Source organism: Bradyrhizobium sp. USDA 4486 (assembly GCF_054057995.1).
On the sequence record NZ_JBSRZV010000001.1, the window covers coordinates 1149489 to 1167652 of the forward strand.

The 18164-nt window shown below is 58.6% G+C and carries 16 protein-coding genes; 7 read left to right on the forward strand and 9 right to left on the reverse strand.

From position 1 onward, the window contains the following. The first annotated feature begins 27 nt into the window (after positions 1 to 27). A complete protein-coding gene (locus ACVWY3_RS05525) occupies positions 28 to 519 on the forward strand; it encodes a winged helix-turn-helix transcriptional regulator (RefSeq protein WP_456837550.1) in 492 nt (163 codons plus the stop codon). A gap of 89 nt (positions 520 to 608) precedes the next feature. On the opposite strand, the gene ACVWY3_RS05530 is transcribed toward ACVWY3_RS05525, so the two are convergent. Continuing rightward, the gene (locus ACVWY3_RS05530) at positions 609 to 1805 is read right to left on the reverse strand and encodes a thiolase family protein (RefSeq protein ID WP_456837551.1); all 1197 of its coding nucleotides are present in this window, start codon (positions 1803 to 1805) and stop codon (positions 609 to 611) included. Positions 1806 to 2439: 634 nt separating this feature from the next. On the opposite strand from ACVWY3_RS05530, the gene ACVWY3_RS05535 reads away from it, so the two are divergent. Both ACVWY3_RS05535 and ACVWY3_RS05540 read left to right on the forward strand, forming a co-directional pair. Further along, positions 2440 to 3435, forward strand: a complete 996-nt coding sequence (locus ACVWY3_RS05535; RefSeq protein ID WP_456837552.1) for a quinone oxidoreductase family protein — start codon at positions 2440 to 2442, stop codon at positions 3433 to 3435. Positions 3436 to 3808: 373 nt separating this feature from the next. Next, positions 3809 to 4279: a winged helix-turn-helix transcriptional regulator gene (locus ACVWY3_RS05540; RefSeq protein ID WP_456837553.1), complete on the forward strand. Its 471-nt coding sequence runs from the start codon at positions 3809 to 3811 to the stop codon at positions 4277 to 4279. Positions 4280 to 4499: 220 nt separating this feature from the next. On the opposite strand, the gene ACVWY3_RS05545 is transcribed toward ACVWY3_RS05540, so the two are convergent. The 3 genes from ACVWY3_RS05545 to ACVWY3_RS05555 all read right to left on the reverse strand — a co-directional run bounded on the left by ACVWY3_RS05545 (position 4500) and on the right by ACVWY3_RS05555 (position 6217). After that, complete coding sequence (locus tag ACVWY3_RS05545; RefSeq protein ID WP_456837554.1) at positions 4500 to 5078, reverse strand: TetR/AcrR family transcriptional regulator; 579 nt, start codon at positions 5076 to 5078, stop codon at positions 4500 to 4502. Positions 5079 to 5145: 67 nt separating this feature from the next. Continuing rightward, positions 5146 to 5499, reverse strand: coding sequence for a nuclear transport factor 2 family protein (locus tag ACVWY3_RS05550; protein ID WP_456837555.1), 354 nt, complete (start codon positions 5497 to 5499; stop codon positions 5146 to 5148). Positions 5500 to 5581: 82 nt separating this feature from the next. Further along, positions 5582 to 6217, reverse strand: a complete 636-nt coding sequence (locus tag ACVWY3_RS05555; RefSeq protein WP_456837556.1) for a DUF2306 domain-containing protein — start codon at positions 6215 to 6217, stop codon at positions 5582 to 5584. 122 nt (positions 6218 to 6339) lie between these two features. Here ACVWY3_RS05555 and ACVWY3_RS05560 point away from each other — a divergent pair, with 122 nt between their 5' ends. The 3 genes from ACVWY3_RS05560 to ACVWY3_RS05570 all read left to right on the forward strand — a co-directional run bounded on the left by ACVWY3_RS05560 (position 6340) and on the right by ACVWY3_RS05570 (position 10916). After that, on the forward strand, positions 6340 to 7812 hold the full coding sequence (locus tag ACVWY3_RS05560; protein ID WP_456837557.1) for a coniferyl aldehyde dehydrogenase: 1473 nt from the start codon (positions 6340 to 6342) through the stop codon (positions 7810 to 7812). Positions 7813 to 8583: 771 nt separating this feature from the next. Continuing rightward, positions 8584 to 9768 carry an acetyl-CoA C-acyltransferase gene (locus ACVWY3_RS05565; protein ID WP_456837558.1) on the forward strand — a complete coding sequence of 395 codons (1185 nt, stop codon included), beginning with the start codon at positions 8584 to 8586 and terminating at the stop codon, positions 9766 to 9768. Positions 9769 to 9830: 62 nt separating this feature from the next. After that, positions 9831 to 10916, forward strand: a complete 1086-nt coding sequence (locus ACVWY3_RS05570) for an alkene reductase (protein ID WP_456837559.1) — start codon at positions 9831 to 9833, stop codon at positions 10914 to 10916. Positions 10917 to 12308: 1392 nt separating this feature from the next. On the opposite strand, the gene ACVWY3_RS05575 is transcribed toward ACVWY3_RS05570, so the two are convergent. From ACVWY3_RS05575 to ACVWY3_RS05590, 4 genes are all read right to left on the reverse strand, one after another. Next, the gene (locus tag ACVWY3_RS05575; protein ID WP_456837560.1) at positions 12309 to 12851 is read right to left on the reverse strand and encodes a serine hydrolase domain-containing protein; all 543 of its coding nucleotides are present in this window, start codon (positions 12849 to 12851) and stop codon (positions 12309 to 12311) included. A gap of 32 nt (positions 12852 to 12883) precedes the next feature. Beyond that, positions 12884 to 13363, reverse strand: a complete 480-nt coding sequence (locus ACVWY3_RS05580; protein ID WP_456837561.1) for a serine hydrolase — start codon at positions 13361 to 13363, stop codon at positions 12884 to 12886. 103 nt (positions 13364 to 13466) lie between these two features. Continuing rightward, positions 13467 to 14330 (reverse strand): VOC family protein, encoded by an 864-nt coding sequence (locus tag ACVWY3_RS05585; RefSeq protein ID WP_456837562.1) that lies wholly within the window; start codon positions 14328 to 14330, stop codon positions 13467 to 13469. A gap of 46 nt (positions 14331 to 14376) precedes the next feature. Beyond that, positions 14377 to 15186, reverse strand: coding sequence for a 3'(2'),5'-bisphosphate nucleotidase CysQ (locus ACVWY3_RS05590; protein WP_456837563.1), 810 nt, complete (start codon positions 15184 to 15186; stop codon positions 14377 to 14379). A gap of 765 nt (positions 15187 to 15951) precedes the next feature. On the opposite strand from ACVWY3_RS05590, the gene ACVWY3_RS05595 reads away from it, so the two are divergent. Then, positions 15952 to 16899, forward strand: a complete 948-nt coding sequence (locus tag ACVWY3_RS05595) for a LysR family transcriptional regulator (RefSeq protein WP_456837564.1) — start codon at positions 15952 to 15954, stop codon at positions 16897 to 16899. Between the two features lie 122 nt (positions 16900 to 17021). Here the strand turns inward: ACVWY3_RS05595 and ACVWY3_RS05600 are convergent, their stop codons facing one another. Further along, entirely contained in the window at positions 17022 to 17984 is a 963-nt protein-coding gene (locus ACVWY3_RS05600) for an NAD(P)H-dependent flavin oxidoreductase (protein WP_456837565.1), read from the reverse strand. Positions 17985 to 18164: the final 180 nt, after the last annotated feature.

Sequence of the window (18164 nt, forward strand, 5' to 3'; positions counted from 1 at the left end):
TAAAGCGGTGGTCGGAGGCCGATACAGGTGAAGTCCAAGGGATTTGAAGGAATGACGTGCTCGATTGCCGGCGTGCTCGATGCCGTCGGCGACCGGTGGGGGATGCTGATCCTTCGTGATCTATCGCTGGGGTTGAAAAGATACGACGACCTGCGCAGATCCACCGACATAACGCATGCAACGCTCTCGAGCCGGCTCAAGCATTTGGAGGAAAATGGCTTGATTGAGCGGCGGCAGTATCAGACGCGCCCCGATCGATTCGAATATCTACTAAGCCGGAAGGGAAGGGACGTCATTCTGGTCCTTCAGGCCTTGGCACAGGTCGGAGATAAATGGGCGATCACGGGAGATGCGGGGCCGCCCCTCCGATTTGTGGACAGCACCAATGGCCGTTCGGTGAGGCTTGCTATCGTCGATGAGAAGTCCAGCCGCCCGGTGCGAGCCAAGGACATCCGGCCGCAGGCGGGCCCCGGAGCCGACGACCTGGTTCGTTGGCGGCTGACGAAGTTTGATGGGTAAGTGCTTCCAATCGTCTGCAGGGATCGGTCCTGCTCTTGTCTGGCGACGGGTGGCCGTAGGTGCCACCCGTCAGACCCTCGTGTGATGGATCAGTGAGCGACGCGCTCGATGGCAATCGCGGTCGCTTCGCCTCCGCCGATGCACAGTGACGCGATGCCGCGCTTGAGATTGTTGGCTTCCATCGCGTGCAGCAACGTGACGATCAGTCGTGCGCCCGTGGCCCCAATCGGGTGGCCAAGCGCACAGGCGCCGCCATTGATGTTGAGCTTTTCGCGAGGAATTCCGAGATCGCGCTGGGCCGCCATCGCGACGACCGCAAAGGCTTCGTTGATCTCAAACAGGTCCACGTCACCGACGCTCCAGCCGACCTTGTCGAGCAGTTTGCGAATTGCCGGGATTGGTGCAGTGGTGAACCACTGTGGCTCCTGGCTATGGGTGGCATGACCCTTGATCTCGGCACGCACCGGCAGACCGTCGCGATCGGCAAGCGCGCGCTTCGCAAGAATCAGTGCCGCGGCGCCGTCCGCATTGGCGGAGGACGCGGCCGGCGTAATCGTGCCATTGGCACGAAATGCCGGCTTTAGGCCCGGAATTTTCGCGGGATCCACCTTCAGCGGATGCTCATCATTGGCAATGATGCGGGGTCCGGCCTTCTCAGTAATCGTAATGGGCGCGATCTCCGCCTTAAAGGCGCCACTCTCCACGGCCCTGCGGGCGCGGGTTAACGTCTCCATCGCATAGGTGTCTTGGTCGGCCCGGGTAAATTGGTACGCTTCCGCCGTTGCCTCACCGAAATCTCCCATAGAGCGGCCCGTCTCGTAGGCATCTTCCAGGCCGTCCATCATCATATGGTCGATGATGCGGTCGTGGCCGGCGCGATAGCCGCCGCGCGCCTTTTGCAAGAGATACGGCGCGTTACTCATGCTCTCCATGCCGCCCGATAACACGATCTCAGCCGAACCGGCGTTGATGATGTCATGCGCCAGCATGGTCGCCTTCATGCCCGAACCACAGACCTTGTTCACTGTCGTGGCGCCGGTGGCGTCCGGCAACTTTGCCCCGCGCGCGGCCTGACGGGCGGGAGCTTGGCCCTGCCCGGCGGGCAGAACATTGCCCATGAACACTTCGTCGATCCGTTCAGGCGCAAGCTTTGCTCGTTCGAGCGCTGCGCCCATTACATGCGCGCCAAGCCTGTGGGCGGAAAATGGCGACAGCTCGCCCATGAAACGCCCGAGGGGAGTGCGAACAGCAGAGAGAATAACAACTGGGTCGTTGACGCTGGACATGGGCAGTTTCTCCTGATGAGAACGTTGGTTATATGACGATAGTCATGCAAAACTCGCAAAATTGCAATGCCGTGTGGTCGCTCCACATGTGGCGGCATTGAGGGCGCCGTAAAGAAATCAAACGCATCGCCAGAACACTGTTGCGGCGCGCCGGCGGCTATCAAGCGGCTGAAATTCTTCATGTAAGCCGAGACCTTGTCTCAAAGCGTCCCCCGTTCAGCCGAGATCGCACTCAGAGCTGCAGCAGGCGCGTCGGTCGTCGGCACTCCTCGCCATATTCTATGCGCCGGCGCCCGACACGATGGGATTGGCGCTCGCTTGAATGGTTTGCAAATGAGCGGTTGCAAATCGAGACCGGCTCTGGCAAGCTGCGGCGAGGTTGCAAAGTTAAACCATTCTGATCAAGGTGCGAGTCTCCCGAAAGAAAAGGCCCGTTTCCGGGAGGGGTTATGATGTTTGGCTTGCTCGGTCGAATAAGTGCGAGAAGATCGAGGTGGAGGAGCGTCCTGCCGGCGGGACGGTGAGGATTGCGTTGCAACCCGAATGGAGCTGCGGCGCCTGAGTTCGCATTCGTCTCGATACAACGGCATCCGGTTGAGCAATATCTGGTAATTTTCGCTTAGGAGTGTGATCGATGAAGGTGGCGCAACTACACCAGTATGGTGGTCCGGATGTCCTCGTCTATGAGGACGCACCCAAGCCCCAGGCGGGTCCGGGTGAGGTATTGATCAAGGTCGAGTCAGTCAGCGTCAATTTCGCCGATGTGGTGAGACGGAATAACGATCCTTATCCCTTTCCCTCGCCGCTTCCGTTTATCCCAGGGAGCGAAGTGGCCGGCCTTGTGGAGGCAGTCGGCGACAAGGTGGCGAACATCAAGCAGGGCATGACTGTTTTCGCCTCGCTCGAGAACGGCGGAGCTGGTGGATACGCACAATATGCCATAGCGAAGGCTCCCAAGGTCATTCCCTTGCCGGAGGGACTTTCGCCTGATCAGGCATGTTCGCTGGTGGTGGCCGGAATGACCGCTTTGCAGACGCTCACCGATTGCGCCCATCTTCAGTCCGGCGAGAGCGTATTGGTACAGGCAGCAGGCGGCGGGGTGGGAACTTATGCTGTGCAGCTTGCCAAGCAGCTCGGCGCGAGTAACGTAATCGCCGCCGCAAGTACACCGGCCAAGCGCGAGCTCGCCTCGAAGCTCGGAGCGCACCACGCGATCGACTACACCAAACCGGGTTGGGTCGAGGAGGTGCGCAAGCTCACGAATGGAAAAGGCGTCGATATCGTGCTTGAGGCGACCGGCAGTGACATTCTCACGCAGAGCATCCAGGCGATGGCAGCCTTCGGGCGCATCGTTGTCTATGGAGCTGCATCCCGCGAGCGCAAGCCAGTCAATCCCTATGCAATGCTCGGTTTCAATCAATCACTCATCACATACTATGTGGGCGGTTGGTTTCAGTTGCGGCCGCAGAAGGCCATCTCAGCGCTTGAGCGTCTGATCGGTTTAATCAAATCCGGGAGCATTCAGGTGCAGATCGGTCACGTCTTGCCGCTCAGTCAGGCGGCCGAGGCGCACCGGATCCTGGCCGCCCGCGAGAGTGCCGGAAAGATCATTCTCAAGCCATGGCTGTAAGGCAATGATCAGAGGTGGCTAACGCGGCAGGTGACCGAGAATCCGCTTCAGCTTGCTGCGCGCTCAACGTGGCGCCTGCTAGAGACTTTTCTTTGGACGCCGCGTTCAGCCGCTCGGAAGCCCGACGTGATTTTGGCGATGCGCCCGCGATCGGTGCTGTACGCGGGGAGGCCTAAGGTCCTGGATGCTGGTTCACGGATAACGTCCGGCCGCGTCGCCCTTGTGCCGTGCAAATTTGCCAACTGTCGCGAGGTGCACCCACTGGCGGTCCGCGCCTCGCGCTCTGCCGCATGGCATCTGTGATTAAGTCCTCGACATTTCAGCGCAGCTGGTTTAAGTTTGAAACTTACTTGCTATCGACTGAGAGAAACGGATGAAGGGTAAACGAACCAGCCTCGATCGAGCCAACTGCGGGATCGCGCGTAGTCTGGAGATCGTTGGAGACTGGTGGTCGCTTCTCATCATCCGCAATGCATTCCAGGGTGCCAGCCGATTTGGCGAGTTTCAAAAGAGCCTCGGCTTGGCAAAGAATATCTTGTCATCACGCCTGAAGAAGCTAGTCGAAGCCGACATCTTTAGAGTCGAGCCGGACGACGTCTCGCCGTCGATCAATCGTTACCTTCTGACCGATAAGGGTGAGAAGCTTTACGTGGTCCTGATCGCTCTGTGGCAGTGGGGCGAAGAGAATTGCTTCAAGCCTGGTGAATTGAAGCACGTGATCGTCGATACTCGTAATCGAAAGCCGCTTGAGAGGTTGCAGATTAGAGCGAAGGATGGCCGCTCCGTCGGCCCACGTGACTTTCGTACGATCAGAACCGAACCAGAGCGACACAAGGCTCGGTAGGCTGAAGGTATCGCCAGGTCCGTAGCCCAGGCGCTTGTACCAGCGTCCGTTGCCGGATGCGGTCGGTTCGATCGGATGCGCTGCGTGGGCCTTCTCAGCGAAGCGCCGCGAATTCTTGCTCGAGATCCGGAAATGTCGGGACTTGTTCCAGAAGAGGACGCTGATCGCTGCCACGTCTACGCTGAAGGCGCCAACGGCCTGAATGTCGCCCGCGCCGCGGTCAGGCGATGATATCCTCGATTAGTTCGTTGAACGAAACGTCGAAAACGTGGCTGTTGAGGAGCTTCTCGCGGTTCAGCGTCACCGCCCCATGCAATCCCGCCCAAATCCGGAGCGCCCTGAGCTTGCGCGTCCGCGATGGAGCGAGCGCTCCGACCAGCATCGCAAAGCTTTCTCGTGCGTGAATCTTGACGTCGTCGTTCTCGGACGCGTTTGCGACGATGCCCGAGGCAAACATGAGATTATACAGTCCTGGCCGCGCCGTGCCAAATGCGACGTACGCCTTGGCCATGGCCGACACGGCACGTCTTCCAGAAAGACCCTCGGTCGATTTCCGCAGCGTTGCAGCGAACATCCTAAAACCGTCAGCAGCCACCGCGGCCAGCAATCTGTCTCTGTCTTGAAAATGCCGGTATGGTGCCGATTGAGATACACCGAGCTCACGCGCCAACGCCGCCAGGCTGACCGCTTCTGGTCCGGATAGCTCGATCTGCGATAGCGCCAGATCTAGCAATGTCTGTCGAAGGTCGCCATGGTGATAGGCCTCGGCGGGTTTGGCGGAGCTTCGTTTCATCCTCATCCGGCCATCATATCACGATCCTGCCGCTCGAAAACAGAACGGATCGCCCCTTTCCCCACGCCGGTCCCTACAAGACGATCGCCTTGATGAACGTATCCTTCCGCTTAATGAGCCTGCCCTCGAACAAGTAGAGGTCGCAGCCAAGCCAGTCTTGGCGCGTCCCGTCCGCAGCAGTTGCCCTTCGGCGCCATTGAGTTACGGCGCGATCGCCGCAAATCCAATCTTCCTCAACCCGATCCCATCTGACGTCCGGCGACATCTGAAACAGGCGGGTAAGGAAAACTCGAAGCGCCAGCCTCCCGCGAAAGATGTCGGTTGCTAGCTGAGGCCCTCGCGCATTGACGAAAACGCCGTCCTCCGCGAAGAAGTTCGCGATATCATTCACACGGCGCTCGCGGAAAGCCATTGCGATTGCGGTCAACAGCTCCTGGGTAACCTCTCCTGTACACATGGTATCTGCCTCGGTACTGCGTGGGGGAGCTTCGATACGAAGGAGCGCAGGACTAGATACTGGGTTTGCGATATTTCGCGCTGAGAAAGAACTCAGCCACGATGATATTCGGGACCCAGCAGGCAAATGCGATGAACTGGTAGCCAGCAACGAACGGAACCGGCAGCAGGAGAAGGATTGGAATGTAGAGCCGGAGCGTCACGGCTGCAAATGTCAGTGCAAACGAACGGATCATCCAGGCCCTATGGTCGGCAATTCGCCGTTGCATTGCCGCGCGCCATGCAAGGGCGGTGGCGAGCAGCCAAACGACCGAAAGCGAACCAAAGCCCATTGCCGAAACGGGCCCGGTCGAGATGCCGAATGCGAGCCAAAGACCCGAAATGCCGCCAACAAAGCAGCTCGCGACATAAATCCGTCCGGTCCAGCGGTGGGTAGAGATAGCGCGCTGCCTGATCTTGGACGAAAATTGAAAGGGGCCGATCAAGAGGGCGGTCGCTGCGCTCGCAACGTGTACGACCAGCCAAGGATATCTAAACGCGTTCGAGCCGACGATCGGTGGGACAAAACCGATCGCGGCAACGTAGCGATAGGAATACAAGGCCACGCCCATACACATCAATGCAGCAACGACCGCAATGATCGATTTGAACCGATGTTCTGTCTGAATCGTATCGACGGTCTGCGTCATAGCTAGCCTCTCTGCTCAATGTACTAGTATAGTACATTGAGCTTGCGAGGACTGCCAGATGTTCTTGACGCCCTAGTCCAAAAAATGTACTAGGTTAGTACATTGACACAAGGAGGAGCGTTATGCTCACGATGCCTACGGCGGAGAGCAAGCAAGGGAGCCTTCCTCTTCGTCAATTGCTGAAGGTACAGAAGGCTGCTTTTGCGGCGGAGGGTCGGGTGAGCGCCGCCACGCGCATCGACCGGCTGAACCGGCTAATTGCGTTGACCGCGGACAACGGCGAGCGGATCCTGGATGCCATCTGCGCCGACTATGGCGGCGAGCGGTCCCGGCACACGACCGTGTTGACGGAGATCCTATCGAAAGTGCAGGGCATGGAGCACGCTCGCGATCATCTCGAAGGCTGGATGCAGCCCGAGCGACGCGCCAGCAATCCGCAGTTCGAGGCGTTGGGTGCGGTGTCAACGGTCATGTTTCAGCCGAAGGGGGTGGTCGGCATTATATCGCCCTGGAATGTACCATTCGGGATCACTGTTGCGCCTCTGACATTCGCGATCGCTGCTGGCAATCGTGCGATGATCAAGCCGTCAGAGCATACGCCGCGAACGAGCGAGCTGCTGGTCGAGATCTTTCCAAAGTACTTTGCGCAGGAAGAGATCGCGGTTGTCGTTGGCGGAGCCGAAGTCGGTGCGGCATTTTCGGCGCTTCCCTTCGACCATCTGCTGTTCACGGGCTCCACTGCGGTTGGTCGCCATATTATGCAGAGCGCAGCCGAGAATCTCGTTCCGATCACATTGGAGCTAGGTGGTAAGTCACCCGTGATCGTCGGTATCAGTGCCGACATGCAGAAAACGGCGGCGACTTTGGCATTCGGCAAGCTCTTGAACGGTGGGCAGCTATGTCTGGCGCCGGACTATGTGCTGGTGCCGCGATCGGCCGAGGAGGGCCTGGTTGCAGGGATCGTTTCAGAGGCGCGGTCGATGTATCCCTCGGTGCGGGACAACGTGGACGTCACCGCCATCGTCAACGATGTGCACCGATCGCGTCTGCTGGCGCATATCGAGGACGCGCGGGAGAAGGGCGCGAAAATTACGGTTGTTGGCGACTGGGACGGTCTTTCAAGTAGCCGCTCGCGGCGTCTTCCGTTGCACATTATACAGGCGGCAACGCGCGAGATGACGGTGATGCAAGAGGAAATCTTCGGGCCTCTCCTGCCGGTCGTGACGTACGATCAGATCAGCGAAGCCACGCGCTACGTCGCCGAAGGAACCAAGCCGCTCGGTCTTTACTATTTTGGAAGCGATGCAGCCGAGGAAGCATACGTGCTCGACCACACGCAAAGCGGCGGCGTGACCGTCAACGACATCTTGATGCACTATGCTCAGGAGGATCTGCCCTTTGGCGGCATAGGCGCCTCCGGCATGGGAGCCTATCACGGTCGAGACGGATTCTTGACCTTCTCTCATGCGCGGGCGGTTTATCATCAATCAAAGCAAACAATGGCCGACGCATTGAGGCCGCCGTTTTCATCAGGCTTGCTCGAGCATTTCCTGTCTGATCTGCGCCGGCGTTCTTCGCGGCCTCGCGCGAGCTGAGCTGGCTTGCGATCCTGTACAAGGCAGAACTCTCCCCAGTTTCAACTCTTTCTGAGCCGGAGTTCGCTGATGATGCGCCCGCTCCGTCGAGCGGGCCGGCTTCAATTGGCCGGAACATGCCTTTCAGCGGTCTATTGGCGGGGTTTTGCCGCAGTTGGACGCCTTTTCGGTGTTGATAGGCGAACGGCGGCATCAACGCGGAGGTCAAGTTTCGGCAAAGGGATTTTGTCGTAGCCGACTAACTCGAGTCTGTGCCGATTTTGCTCCTGCTCTTGTGATGAGGACTCTGGCAGTAAATTGGCGTCGAATGGTCAATAAGGATGCTCGTCATGGACGGCCGGTGAACGTTGAGGAGGTCTGAGAGCACGACAGCGCGCCACCCACTCTCGCGATGGCGAAGAGACGCTGTCACGCCAAAGAGGAAGCAAGGTGCAGGTTGTGCTCCACGGCGAAAGCTGCGCGAGCGCCGCGCGTGATGCTTGGCCAAGCCGGCCTGCGAATATCAATTTTGAATAAGTATCAAACAGGAACGGATAACGGATTGGCGCGATCAACCGCAGGGAAGCCACGCGTCTGATAGGGGGCCGCGAGGGCGGCCCATTTGTGCCTCAGGAAAAACTCAAAATGTCGGCCGGTCCCTGCGAGGTCGAGCGAATTGTTCACGCCTCACGGTGTGCCTTTCAACTTGACGAGTTCTAAAAAAGAACGATAGTCCACGCCGTAGCGAGTTTGAGGCGCCGAGATCCGTGCCGGATACGTGAGGAGAGTAAAATGGTAGACGCAGTAATCGTTTCGACGGCGAGGACCGCGATTGGTCGTGCGTATCGGGGTTCTCTCAACAATGCCGAAGCTCCAACCATGGCCGGCCACGTCATCCGCGAGGCCGTTCGGCGCGCGGGCATCCAGCCCGAGGAAGTCGAAGATGTCGTACTGGGTTGCGCCATGCAGCAGGGCACCGCGGTCATGAACGTGGCGCGCAAGGCCGCCATTCGGGCCGGTTTGCCAGTGACCGTCGCCGGGACCACCATCGACCGGCAGTGTGCCTCCGGTTTGCAGTCGATCGCGGTCGCCGCGAGGTCCATCATGCTCGACGGCGTCGAGGTTGCTGTTGGAGGCGGTGTGGAATCCATTAGTCTTGTGCAGAACGATCATATGAACAAGTTTCACGTCGTCGACGAGGAACTGATGGCAATGAAGCCAGAAATCTACATGTCGATGCTTGAGACCGCTGAAGTCGTGGCCGAGCGATACAAGATCGGAAGAGAACGGCAGGACGAGTATGGGCTCGAGAGCCAGCGCCGCGTGGGTGCCGCGCTGCAGGGCGGTCGGTTCAAGGACGAGATCGTCCCGTTCACTACCAAGATGGCGGTCGTGGATAAGGCGACCGGTCAGGTGACCTACCAGGAGGTAACGCTCGCAGCTGATGAAGGCCCCAGGCCGGACAGCACAGCGGAAGGTCTTGCGAAAATCAAACCGGTATTCGAGGGAAAGACAATTAGCGCCGGTAACGCAAGCCAGCTGTCAGATGGTGCTGCCGCTTGCGTTCTCATGAGCGACAAACTGGCTGCGAAAAAGGGGCTCAAGGCGCTTGGTGTATTTCGTGGCTTTGTTGCAGCGGGGGTCGAGCCAGATGAAATGGGCGTCGGGCCCGTGGCAGCGATTCCGCGCCTGTTGAAGCGTCATGGCCTGAAGGTCGACGATATCGATCTGTGGGAGTTGAACGAAGCTTACGCGGTACAGGTGATCTATTGCCGCGACAAGCTAGGCATCGATCCGGAAAAACTGAACGTCAACGGCGGCTCAATCGCGCTGGGACATCCCTACGGTATGACCGGAGCGCGATTGACCGGCCACATCTTGCTTGAGGGACGGCGGAGGAAGGCAAAATATGGAGTGGTAACCATGTGCGTCGGCGGCGGCATGGGAGCCGCGGGATTGTTCGAATTCGTTCATTGAGCCGGTGTCGCTGGCTCATCTGCCACGGTCGTCACTGCTTGAAACCGCTAGGACTGCAACCCATGCCGAATCTTTTCGACCCGCTGAAGCTAGGAGACCTGCTCCTCCCCAATCGGGTGATCATGGCGCCACTCACTAGGTTGAGGGCGGGTACCACCAAGATCCCCAATCATCTGATGGCTGAATATTACAGCCAGCGAGCATCGGCGGGTTTGATCATATCCGAAGGAGTTCCCGTCTCGCCGCAGGCGGTCGGCTACAAGGGCGTGCCGGGCAACTGGGCGCCTGAGCATGTCGAGGGTTGGAAGAACGTCACGGCCGCGGTGAAACGCGCGGGTGGACGAATGTTTATGCAGATCTGGCACGTGGGCCGTATTTCTGACCCGAGCTTCTATCACGGCGAACTGCCCGTCGGACCAAGTCCGATTGCGGCAAGTGGCAATGTCAGCCTTCTGCGCCCCGAGCGTCCCTTTGTGACGCCCCGTCCGTTAGACACAGAGGAAGTTCGCGGGGTCGTGGAATCATTCCGACGTGCCGCGCAATTCGCACAAATGGCTGGGTTTGATGGCGTCGAACTACACGGCGCGAACGGCTACCTGCTCGATCAGTTCCTGCAAGACGGATCCAACCGGCGCGACGACGAGTATGGAGGGCCGATCGAGAATCGGGCGAGACTCATGCTGGAAGCAGCGGATGCCGCCATCTCGGTGTGGGGAGCGTCACGCGTGGGGATGCACCTGGCGCCGCGAGGTGACGTGTATTCGATGGGAGACAGCGACCGCACCAAAACATTTACCTACGTCGCTCGAGAGCTTGGGCGTCGCAAGCTCGCGTTTATCTGTGCGAGAGAAAAAGTGGCGCCGGATAGCATTGGCCCGAAGCTAAAGGAGGCCTTTGGCGGGATCTTCATTGCCAACGAGGGTTTCACGGCCGCGTCGGCCGAAGCGGCTCTGTCCGATGGATGGGCTGATGCTGTGGCCTTCGGAAAAGCGTTCATTGCCAACCCAGATCTGCCAGAGCGATTGAGGATCGGCGCTGAGCTAAACCGACCGCAACCGGCCACCTTTTATGGGCCCGGGGCCGAAGGATATACGGACTATCCTGCCTTGACGAAAGCCCCCGAGGCCGTCGCTGCGAGCGGGCCTTAAAACTCTTGATTTTCATTAGCGGCGTCGCGACCCGCGTGCCTGCGCGTTGTTATCGATAGAACTGCGATGGGCGCGCCCTGTTTGGGCGCGCACGCTGGCCACCGCTCTTCGGGCCGGGTCGCCAGATCCGCCAAACGGGGCGCCGAACATCGAGTAGCTGGATCACACCCGACCGAATTTGCGCTCGCGGAGCATTTCGGGCCCTTCGAGGGCGAAGCACGCACCAGTCGTGCTGCGCAATATAGGAATGCATAGTGAGAGTTACCTCGATGCCCCGTATCATTTCTTTTCGCGATGAACCATCGCCTTTGAAGCGGGGCTGGGAGCGGAGTCCCAGAATCGACGAGGAGCCGCTCGAGTGATGTTTCCTGCCTTCCGTCAAGCTCATGTCCGTCATTTCGACAGCGGCTAGGTCACCGGGGGCCAGGCCGAACTTGCGTGCAGGTCATCGTCTTCGTCCACCCAAAATCGTTTGGCCAGATAGGGGAAGTGAGCATTTGACCACGCCGATGCCCGTTCTAGGGGGAGGACAGACGGTGGCTTTCTGCAAGGGACCTCACCCTGGTCGGCACTTGGAGGCCGCGGTAGAAAGATCGCTCCCGGGCCCGCGGTGCGCGCTAGGACCGCACGCTCACTTGGCGACGGTCGCGATATTGGCCTCGGACCGGGGCTGACCGCCGACGCCGTAGCGTTCAAATATAAGTTCGAAAATAGAATGAATGACCCGAGGCCAAAAAGAAAGGCCGCCACAGGGACGGCCTTATAGCAGTTTGCGGCTTCAGACGAGGAAACCGCGTCTCCGGGAGGAGAGACAAGTTTGTATGACACTCAACAGGAGATCAATGTCAATACCGAAAAGGAATTCACGACCGTCCGGGATAAAGTAAGGAGTTTCTGAGGCGGTGAGATCGACTCCATCAGAAGGACGTCCGCGCGGGTGCGAGCCGTTTTCTAATGCCCTATGACGGCGACCGTTGTTTGCCCCGTCAAGGCGACTTTCGGCGACAAACTCAGATTGAGTGATCTGCATCCTCCGATTGGTTGCGAGATCGTTGGAGAAGCAACCGGCGGTATTGCGGTTTTGCCGAGAGCGGCGCGACAATCGAGCTGGAGGCTGCCGGGTGGAGTGAAGCGATCCTGCAGTATCAGTCTGCGCACGGATTGAAAGCGCGCTCGCCTAGCTTCCTCGGCCGCTTGATCGAAGTGCCGCGAAGAAGCCTGCCGGCGAGTTCTTCAGCAAGTTTGGCGCGTCGTCGCCGCGCTGTAGATCGCGCATCAGGGATTCTTCAGGTTTGAATAAGGTGAAACTGCCGGTGGTCGGGGCTGCCCGCCTGACCACCACGAGCAGGCCTGTAATCAAGTTAAGGGATGCCGAGATCGCTCAAAGAGCCGCTAAGCACCTTGCTCTTCTAGCGCGGAGAATGCGTCGTAAACGCCCCTCGCGAATTGACGATAGGTTCCTGTCAAACGCGCATCGAGGAACGGAAGAAGCTGGGTAAATAGCACGCCGGTCACGCGCTTCGCGGGGTCCAGCCAGCATTGCGTATTGGCTAAACCCACCAACGCCAAGCCATCAGCGCTCCATTTTCTCGGCTCGTCCCACGGCTCAAGAACGTCCGGACCTCGCCACGAGAGAAGCGCCGGTGGCCGGTTCTTAGCAATGAACTCCACCATGGTGGGGCTGAGCACTTGAAGCCCCATGAACGAGCCATCATGCAACAACATCTGCATAAAGGTCAAAAAGTCCCGCACCGTGCTATAGAGAAGATCGCTCCCGGACACAGTTGGTACCTGGAACGAAGAGCTGACCTCATGGAGCAAACCATCGGCCCTGCGAACATGAACGCTTGCCAAGCGGCGGATATCTGTCGGCACAAATGCCGTATCTTTCATGTCCAGCGGACGGAGGATATGATCTTGGAGGTAGCTCTCCACGTCCTTGCCGCTGGCCTTTTCGATGATTCTTGCTAGGTTCCCGAGACGATCCCGTCTCTGGAGCTTGGCATCTGGATCTTTTTGCTGGCAGCGGAAACCGGTCCCGGAGCTCGCGCGTAATTGATGCCCCCTGAGTCCGAGAACCGACCCTGGAGAACGCTCGATCGTGTCAGAAACTGGTGCAAGCTCACGGATGTCAACCGAACATCCACCAAGGCATGTTCCGGCAACAGGCGAGACATTGGCTGTTCAAGCCCGATCTTACCTGCTTCAGCCAGCTGCAGTAGGCCAACGATCATGACCAGCTCGGTCAGCGAGCCGATCCAGAAAATCGAATCAAGATCCACGGAGGCAGTTTGAGATATCCCGAGCGAACCAAATGCCCCGCGATATAGGATCCCATGCTCGGATGCCGCTGCCGCGACGACGTTCGGCAAATCTCGCTGGGCGATTGCCCTCAAGAGCCCGCGATCGATGGCATTGTGATGAGTCGCACGTGTCCAAGCGTCCATGAGAAGCCGTCATTGCAAGCGAAGACGATGGTGCGATGCCTTCATTGGTCTTAGAGCTCAAGGTGATTTTTATCGCGCTATCGATAAGCGAGAGGATTCCTTCCTAGGAGCCTGTTGGTCTATGAGGCTGCACGTGCTCCACTACGAGCGTCGGGATGTTGCACGTACCGTCCCGAACAGTGAAGACCCTCGTGCCGGGCTTTGCGCCGTCCTTCACTAGGGAGACGTTACGCCCAAGTGCATTTAACCGAGCCCGACTGGCTTCCGCATCGGCAACTGTCCAGCCCAGTCCCCAAATCGCGTCAGGCTTACCAGGCGAGCTTCTGGCCGGCACATGCGTAAGTTCAATCAGCATGTCTCCGCATGCCAATTGAATCAACCTGTCGCCTGTACCGGCGTTTGTCCTGTCGAATAGAAGCTTAAGATTGAAACGTGCGGCGTAGAGGCCGAGAGCACGCTCGGGATCGGCGGTCTGGATGACGACCAGGTCCATTCGTGAGATTGCGGCATCGGCGCACGCTTCCGAAATGGGCAAGAGCATTGGAGATTGGACAAAGCGTATGGTCACGCCGTTCGATAAGCCGTTGTCCAGCTCAAGAATTCTCCAACTGAGGTCGGCATTCTCTCGTAGCAAGTTAGGCGCCGAAAAATCATGGATGTCGCCCAGTGGGAGAGAGATCCGCTTCAACGCCTGCCTCGTTCGTTCCACGTCGTTAACGAGAAACGCAAGATCGAAGAGTGCGCCCTCCTTCAAGGATAGCGTTTTGCGGATGCGATCGGCGACCGGGCCGGTACCCCTTGGTGATGCAATGCGCAACGTCCCGTTGTCGAGTACGAAGTATGCGCAATCGGCACCGTCTTCGGTCGTTCGTGCGGACGGTTTCCGGCCCAGCAGGTCGCAGTAAAGATCAATACCAGCCTGTAGATTGGAATAAGACAATGAAACGTGGTGGAGCCCGATAATCATTGCATCGCCTGATTGTGGAGGGGATGTAGCTTTGTGAGTACTGCGCTCATGGCAGGTTTCGCCGGGGAGGAAGCCTGATATGGCCCACCCGTGCCGAAATCTCAGCGTGCAATGGATGGCCGGCGGCTAAGAAGCTCTTTTGGATAGGTGTCTCCCGGTTGTAGTGCATCTTTTGACCATCATGGGACGTCATAACGCCGCCTGCTTCCACCACGACGATATGAGCCGCCGCCAGATCCCAGTCATTCTTTGGGTTGAGACCGAATGCGGCATCGGCGTTACTGCTGGCGACAAGTGCGATGCGGTAAGCCACGGAATCACGCTGTATGATCTGCATTTCGGGCCAAGGTTCGCGCCACGCTGGGTGCCGGAACATTGGCGCAAATGCAGCCATGCGACACCCAGCTATTTCAGAGCGCGCGCTGACATTGATCGGTCGTCCGTTTAGTTTGGCGCCACGGCCTGCCAATGCTTCATAAAACTCATCCGTCGCGGGATTATATAACGCGCCCATGATTGGCCATCCGTCTTCGACCAGGGCGACCGAGTGACAGAAGTGAGGGAGACCTTCCAGGAAGGCACGCGTGCCATCGATCGGGTCGACAACCCAGACCCGGCAACGAGTCAGTCTTGCGTGATCGTCTTCGGTCTCTTCAGACAGCCAACCATATTCGGGACGCGCATTTGTCAATCGTCCTCTCAGGAAGGCGTCGACAGCGAGGTCCGCGTTGCTGACGAGCGTACCTCCTTGCTTTTCCCAGGCTATGGGGCTGGCACCGAAATATCGCATAGCTAGGGTGCCGGCGTCCCGAACCGCGGCGATCAGAAGTGCGTAGTCATCGCTCAAATCGCTCATTGGGGGTCTCGAAGGGCGTGTCTTGTCGGGGCCTGCTACGGTGCAACTTGCCGAGCTGCAATCTTACTTGGCCACGCACTTGCGAGCGTCCAGGTGAGCTTATGCGAGGCACCAGCGGATTCGTCCCGCGTTCGCACGCACGAGAAGTCCTCACAGTCATTGGAAGCACCCGGAGCAACCGCATGTTCTGAAAGGTAGGTCCCGGTGTCCTTGGATCGCCACAGCCAAATCTGAATGAGGGGTATTCAAATGAGGCGATCCCAGCCATGTGGGCCGCCGAGGAATGGGAATGCAGCTTCCTCAACAACGAAAGCTCGAGCACCTAGTTGCCATCTGCGTCCGGCCCTGTTTGCTCCCCCGATCAGGGCACTCATGTGGAGCCGAACATTTTTTCACGGCTGCTGCAAAGGGGGCGGGGACCGCCGCCAGGTAAGGGTGACCTCTGATCCCCGCGTGAAGCGACTTCACTCGCTCCGGCCAATGTTGCGATTTCCAGGACGTGCTCGGATGGGCTGGCTGTGCTTTCCCCGAGGAGACTCACTTGTTGGCTCGGCCGCCCGACCCGGCGGCAGGCATTCCGCACATTCCGCGGGCCCCGCCGGGCCAAGGAGACAGCTCCGGTTCCGCAAAATTAGATGATGAACGTCATTTCATATTGGTATAACATGTATTCAGAATTGGTCACGCGGCCGCGGCCGGAATTCAAGAATGGCCAGGTTCGGGGAGAAGACGTGCGCCGTCTGGCAACAGGGAGATCTGACCAAATTGAGCGAAGTCGTCGAGAGATCGGATCGCAAGCTGGGAGGTCCCAAATGGGATCTCTTTCCACTGTTCTCGGTCGTCGCTCGAACCGGGAGCATAAATCGTGCTGCCGACGAGCTCGGGATGAGCCAGCCAACCCTGAGCCGGCGCCTCAAGGAATTGGAGCGCTATGTCGGGGCACCCTTGTTTTTCCGCGTGTCCTCGGGGGTTCGCCTCACCCAGGAAGGCAAAGACTTGCAGCGCTCTACGAGCGCCATGATGACGGCGTTCGAAGGACTTCACGATGATCTGCGGTCTAGACTTGGACAGCGTTCGCAATTGGTCAGGATCTCCGCCACCGAGGGGCTAACCAAGCACTGGTTGCTGCCACGCATTGAACGCCTACGGAAACTCCACAACCGGCTGCGACTTGAATTGTTCGCGACCGTTCAACAGCAAAATGTCTCGTCCAACGATCTCGATATCGTGATCAGGATGGGCGATCCTCATGACAAGGATCTCGTCGGCAAGCGGGTGGCGGCGATCGCGTTTGGCATTTTCGCGTCTGAGAAGTACCTGGCGAGACGTCAAGCCCCTCAATCGCTCGCGCAGCTTTCCGACCACGATCTCATTGGGGTAACCAATGATTTTCCGAGCCTCCAAGGCGAGCCCTCCGGTGATAATCAGCTCTTCGCGCGGTTCTTAGCCGCCGCTCAATCCGGGAGCGCAGTTCGTATTTCTCCAATCATAAATCATTTCGCGGCGGCATCCGAAGGATTGGGATTGGCACTTCTCCCCGTGCCGTTTGCATTAGCGGAAGGGCTGACACGGGTGCTTCCGCAGCACTCGGCATCCCTGAACATTTGGCTCTTGCGCAGGCGCGAAAGCGATCTGCGCAAGATGACGAGAGACGTTCGCTCATTCCTCGAGCGAGAGTTCGCGAAGTCAAGGGAGTGGCTTGCGAGTGAGTGAAAAGCCAAGCGGCGGCCGCCGTAACGCCCGCACCTGAATGAGATCCCAGCCGGATTTGCAGCGCGGTTGGTCAGCGCAAAAAGCGCCCTTCAATACTTCTGAGTGGACATTCGCCGGCTGCACTAGGCTGCGAGAAGCGCCTTGGCGGCGAGGTATTCGTGCTCAAGCCGACTTACAAATTCGCCCACGGGCCGAACCTCCTCGATGGCGCCAATTCCTTGGCCTGATCCCCAAATGTCCTTCCACGCCTTCATGCCCATGTTGCCACCCGAGCCGAAGTTCATTTTCGAGGGATCGCTCTGAGGCAAATTCTCCGGATCCAGGCCGCTTGCGGCGATGGACGGGCGTAAATAGTTCCCGTGCACGCCGGTAAACAGATTTGAATAGACGATATCACTAGAGTTGCAGTCCACGATCGCCCGCTTATACGCCTCGGTGGCGTTCGCCTCCCTCGTCGCGATGAAGGCCGAGCCGATATAAGCGAAGTCAGCTCCCATTGCCTCGGCGGCGAGAACCGCGCGTCCTGTCGCGATCGCCCCCGATAGCGCGATCGGTCCGTGGAACCATTGCCGCGTTTCCTGGACGAAGGCGAAAGGCGAGGTCGTTCCCGCGTGCCCACCGGCGCCGGCAGCAACAAGGATCAGTCCGTCTGCGCCTTTGTTCACTGCCTTTCGCGCGAACATCTGATCGATGACATCGTGGAAGACGACACCTCCGTAGGAATGCACTTCTGCATTGAGATCCTCACGCGCCCCCAGCGACGTAATGACGATCGGCACCTTGTACTTTGTGCAAACGTCGACGTCGTGCGCGAGCCGGTCGTTTGATCGGTGCACAATCTGATTGACGGCAAACGGCGCGGCGGGCCGATTCGGGTGCCGCGCGTCGTACTCCTCCAATTCGGACGTGATACGCTTCAGCCATTCTTCCAGCACGGGCGCGGGCCGCGCGTTGAGTGCAGGAAAGGAACCGATGATTCCGGCCTTGCATTGGGCAATCACGAGGTCCGGATTTGAAATGATGAACAAGGGTGATGCAATCACCGGTAGCCGTAGCAAACGTTTAAGATCCTTGACCTTCGACATGCCACCCTATCCCGTTTGTGAGGCGTGCGTGCGCCTCGCTGGGTATTCAGCTACGTTCAACGTAAGTTCAATTTTGGAACCGTCAAGCACTGCACTTGCTGCGAGGAAGTCAGGCTTATTTGGACGCCGTGAGCACACTCAATTGCGCCGGCGACTGTCGAACTGACACTGAGGCTGAAC

Bases quoted from the DNA above. Each gene is read 5' to 3' on its own strand.
- ACVWY3_RS05590 (WP_456837563.1), bottom strand. From the start codon at position 15,186: ATGAGCGATTTGAGCGATGACTACGCACTTCTGATCGCCGCGGTTCGG.
- ACVWY3_RS05565 (WP_456837558.1), top strand. From the start codon at position 8,584: ATGGTAGACGCAGTAATCGTTTCGACGGCGAGGACCGCGATTGGTCGT.
- ACVWY3_RS05530 (WP_456837551.1), bottom strand. From the start codon at position 1,805: ATGTCCAGCGTCAACGACCCAGTTGTTATTCTCTCTGCTGTTCGCACT.
- ACVWY3_RS05545 (WP_456837554.1), bottom strand. From the start codon at position 5,078: ATGAGGATGAAACGAAGCTCCGCCAAACCCGCCGAGGCCTATCACCAT.
- ACVWY3_RS05585 (WP_456837562.1), bottom strand. From the start codon at position 14,330: ATGATTATCGGGCTCCACCACGTTTCATTGTCTTATTCCAATCTACAG.
- ACVWY3_RS05580 (WP_456837561.1), bottom strand. From the start codon at position 13,363: ATGGACGCTTGGACACGTGCGACTCATCACAATGCCATCGATCGCGGG.
- ACVWY3_RS05560 (WP_456837557.1), top strand. From the start codon at position 6,340: ATGCTCACGATGCCTACGGCGGAGAGCAAGCAAGGGAGCCTTCCTCTT.
- ACVWY3_RS05600 (WP_456837565.1), bottom strand. From the start codon at position 17,984: ATGTCGAAGGTCAAGGATCTTAAACGTTTGCTACGGCTACCGGTGATT.
- ACVWY3_RS05540 (WP_456837553.1), top strand. From the start codon at position 3,809: ATGAAGGGTAAACGAACCAGCCTCGATCGAGCCAACTGCGGGATCGCG.
- ACVWY3_RS05555 (WP_456837556.1), bottom strand. From the start codon at position 6,217: ATGACGCAGACCGTCGATACGATTCAGACAGAACATCGGTTCAAATCG.
- ACVWY3_RS05535 (WP_456837552.1), top strand. From the start codon at position 2,440: ATGAAGGTGGCGCAACTACACCAGTATGGTGGTCCGGATGTCCTCGTC.
- ACVWY3_RS05570 (WP_456837559.1), top strand. From the start codon at position 9,831: ATGCCGAATCTTTTCGACCCGCTGAAGCTAGGAGACCTGCTCCTCCCC.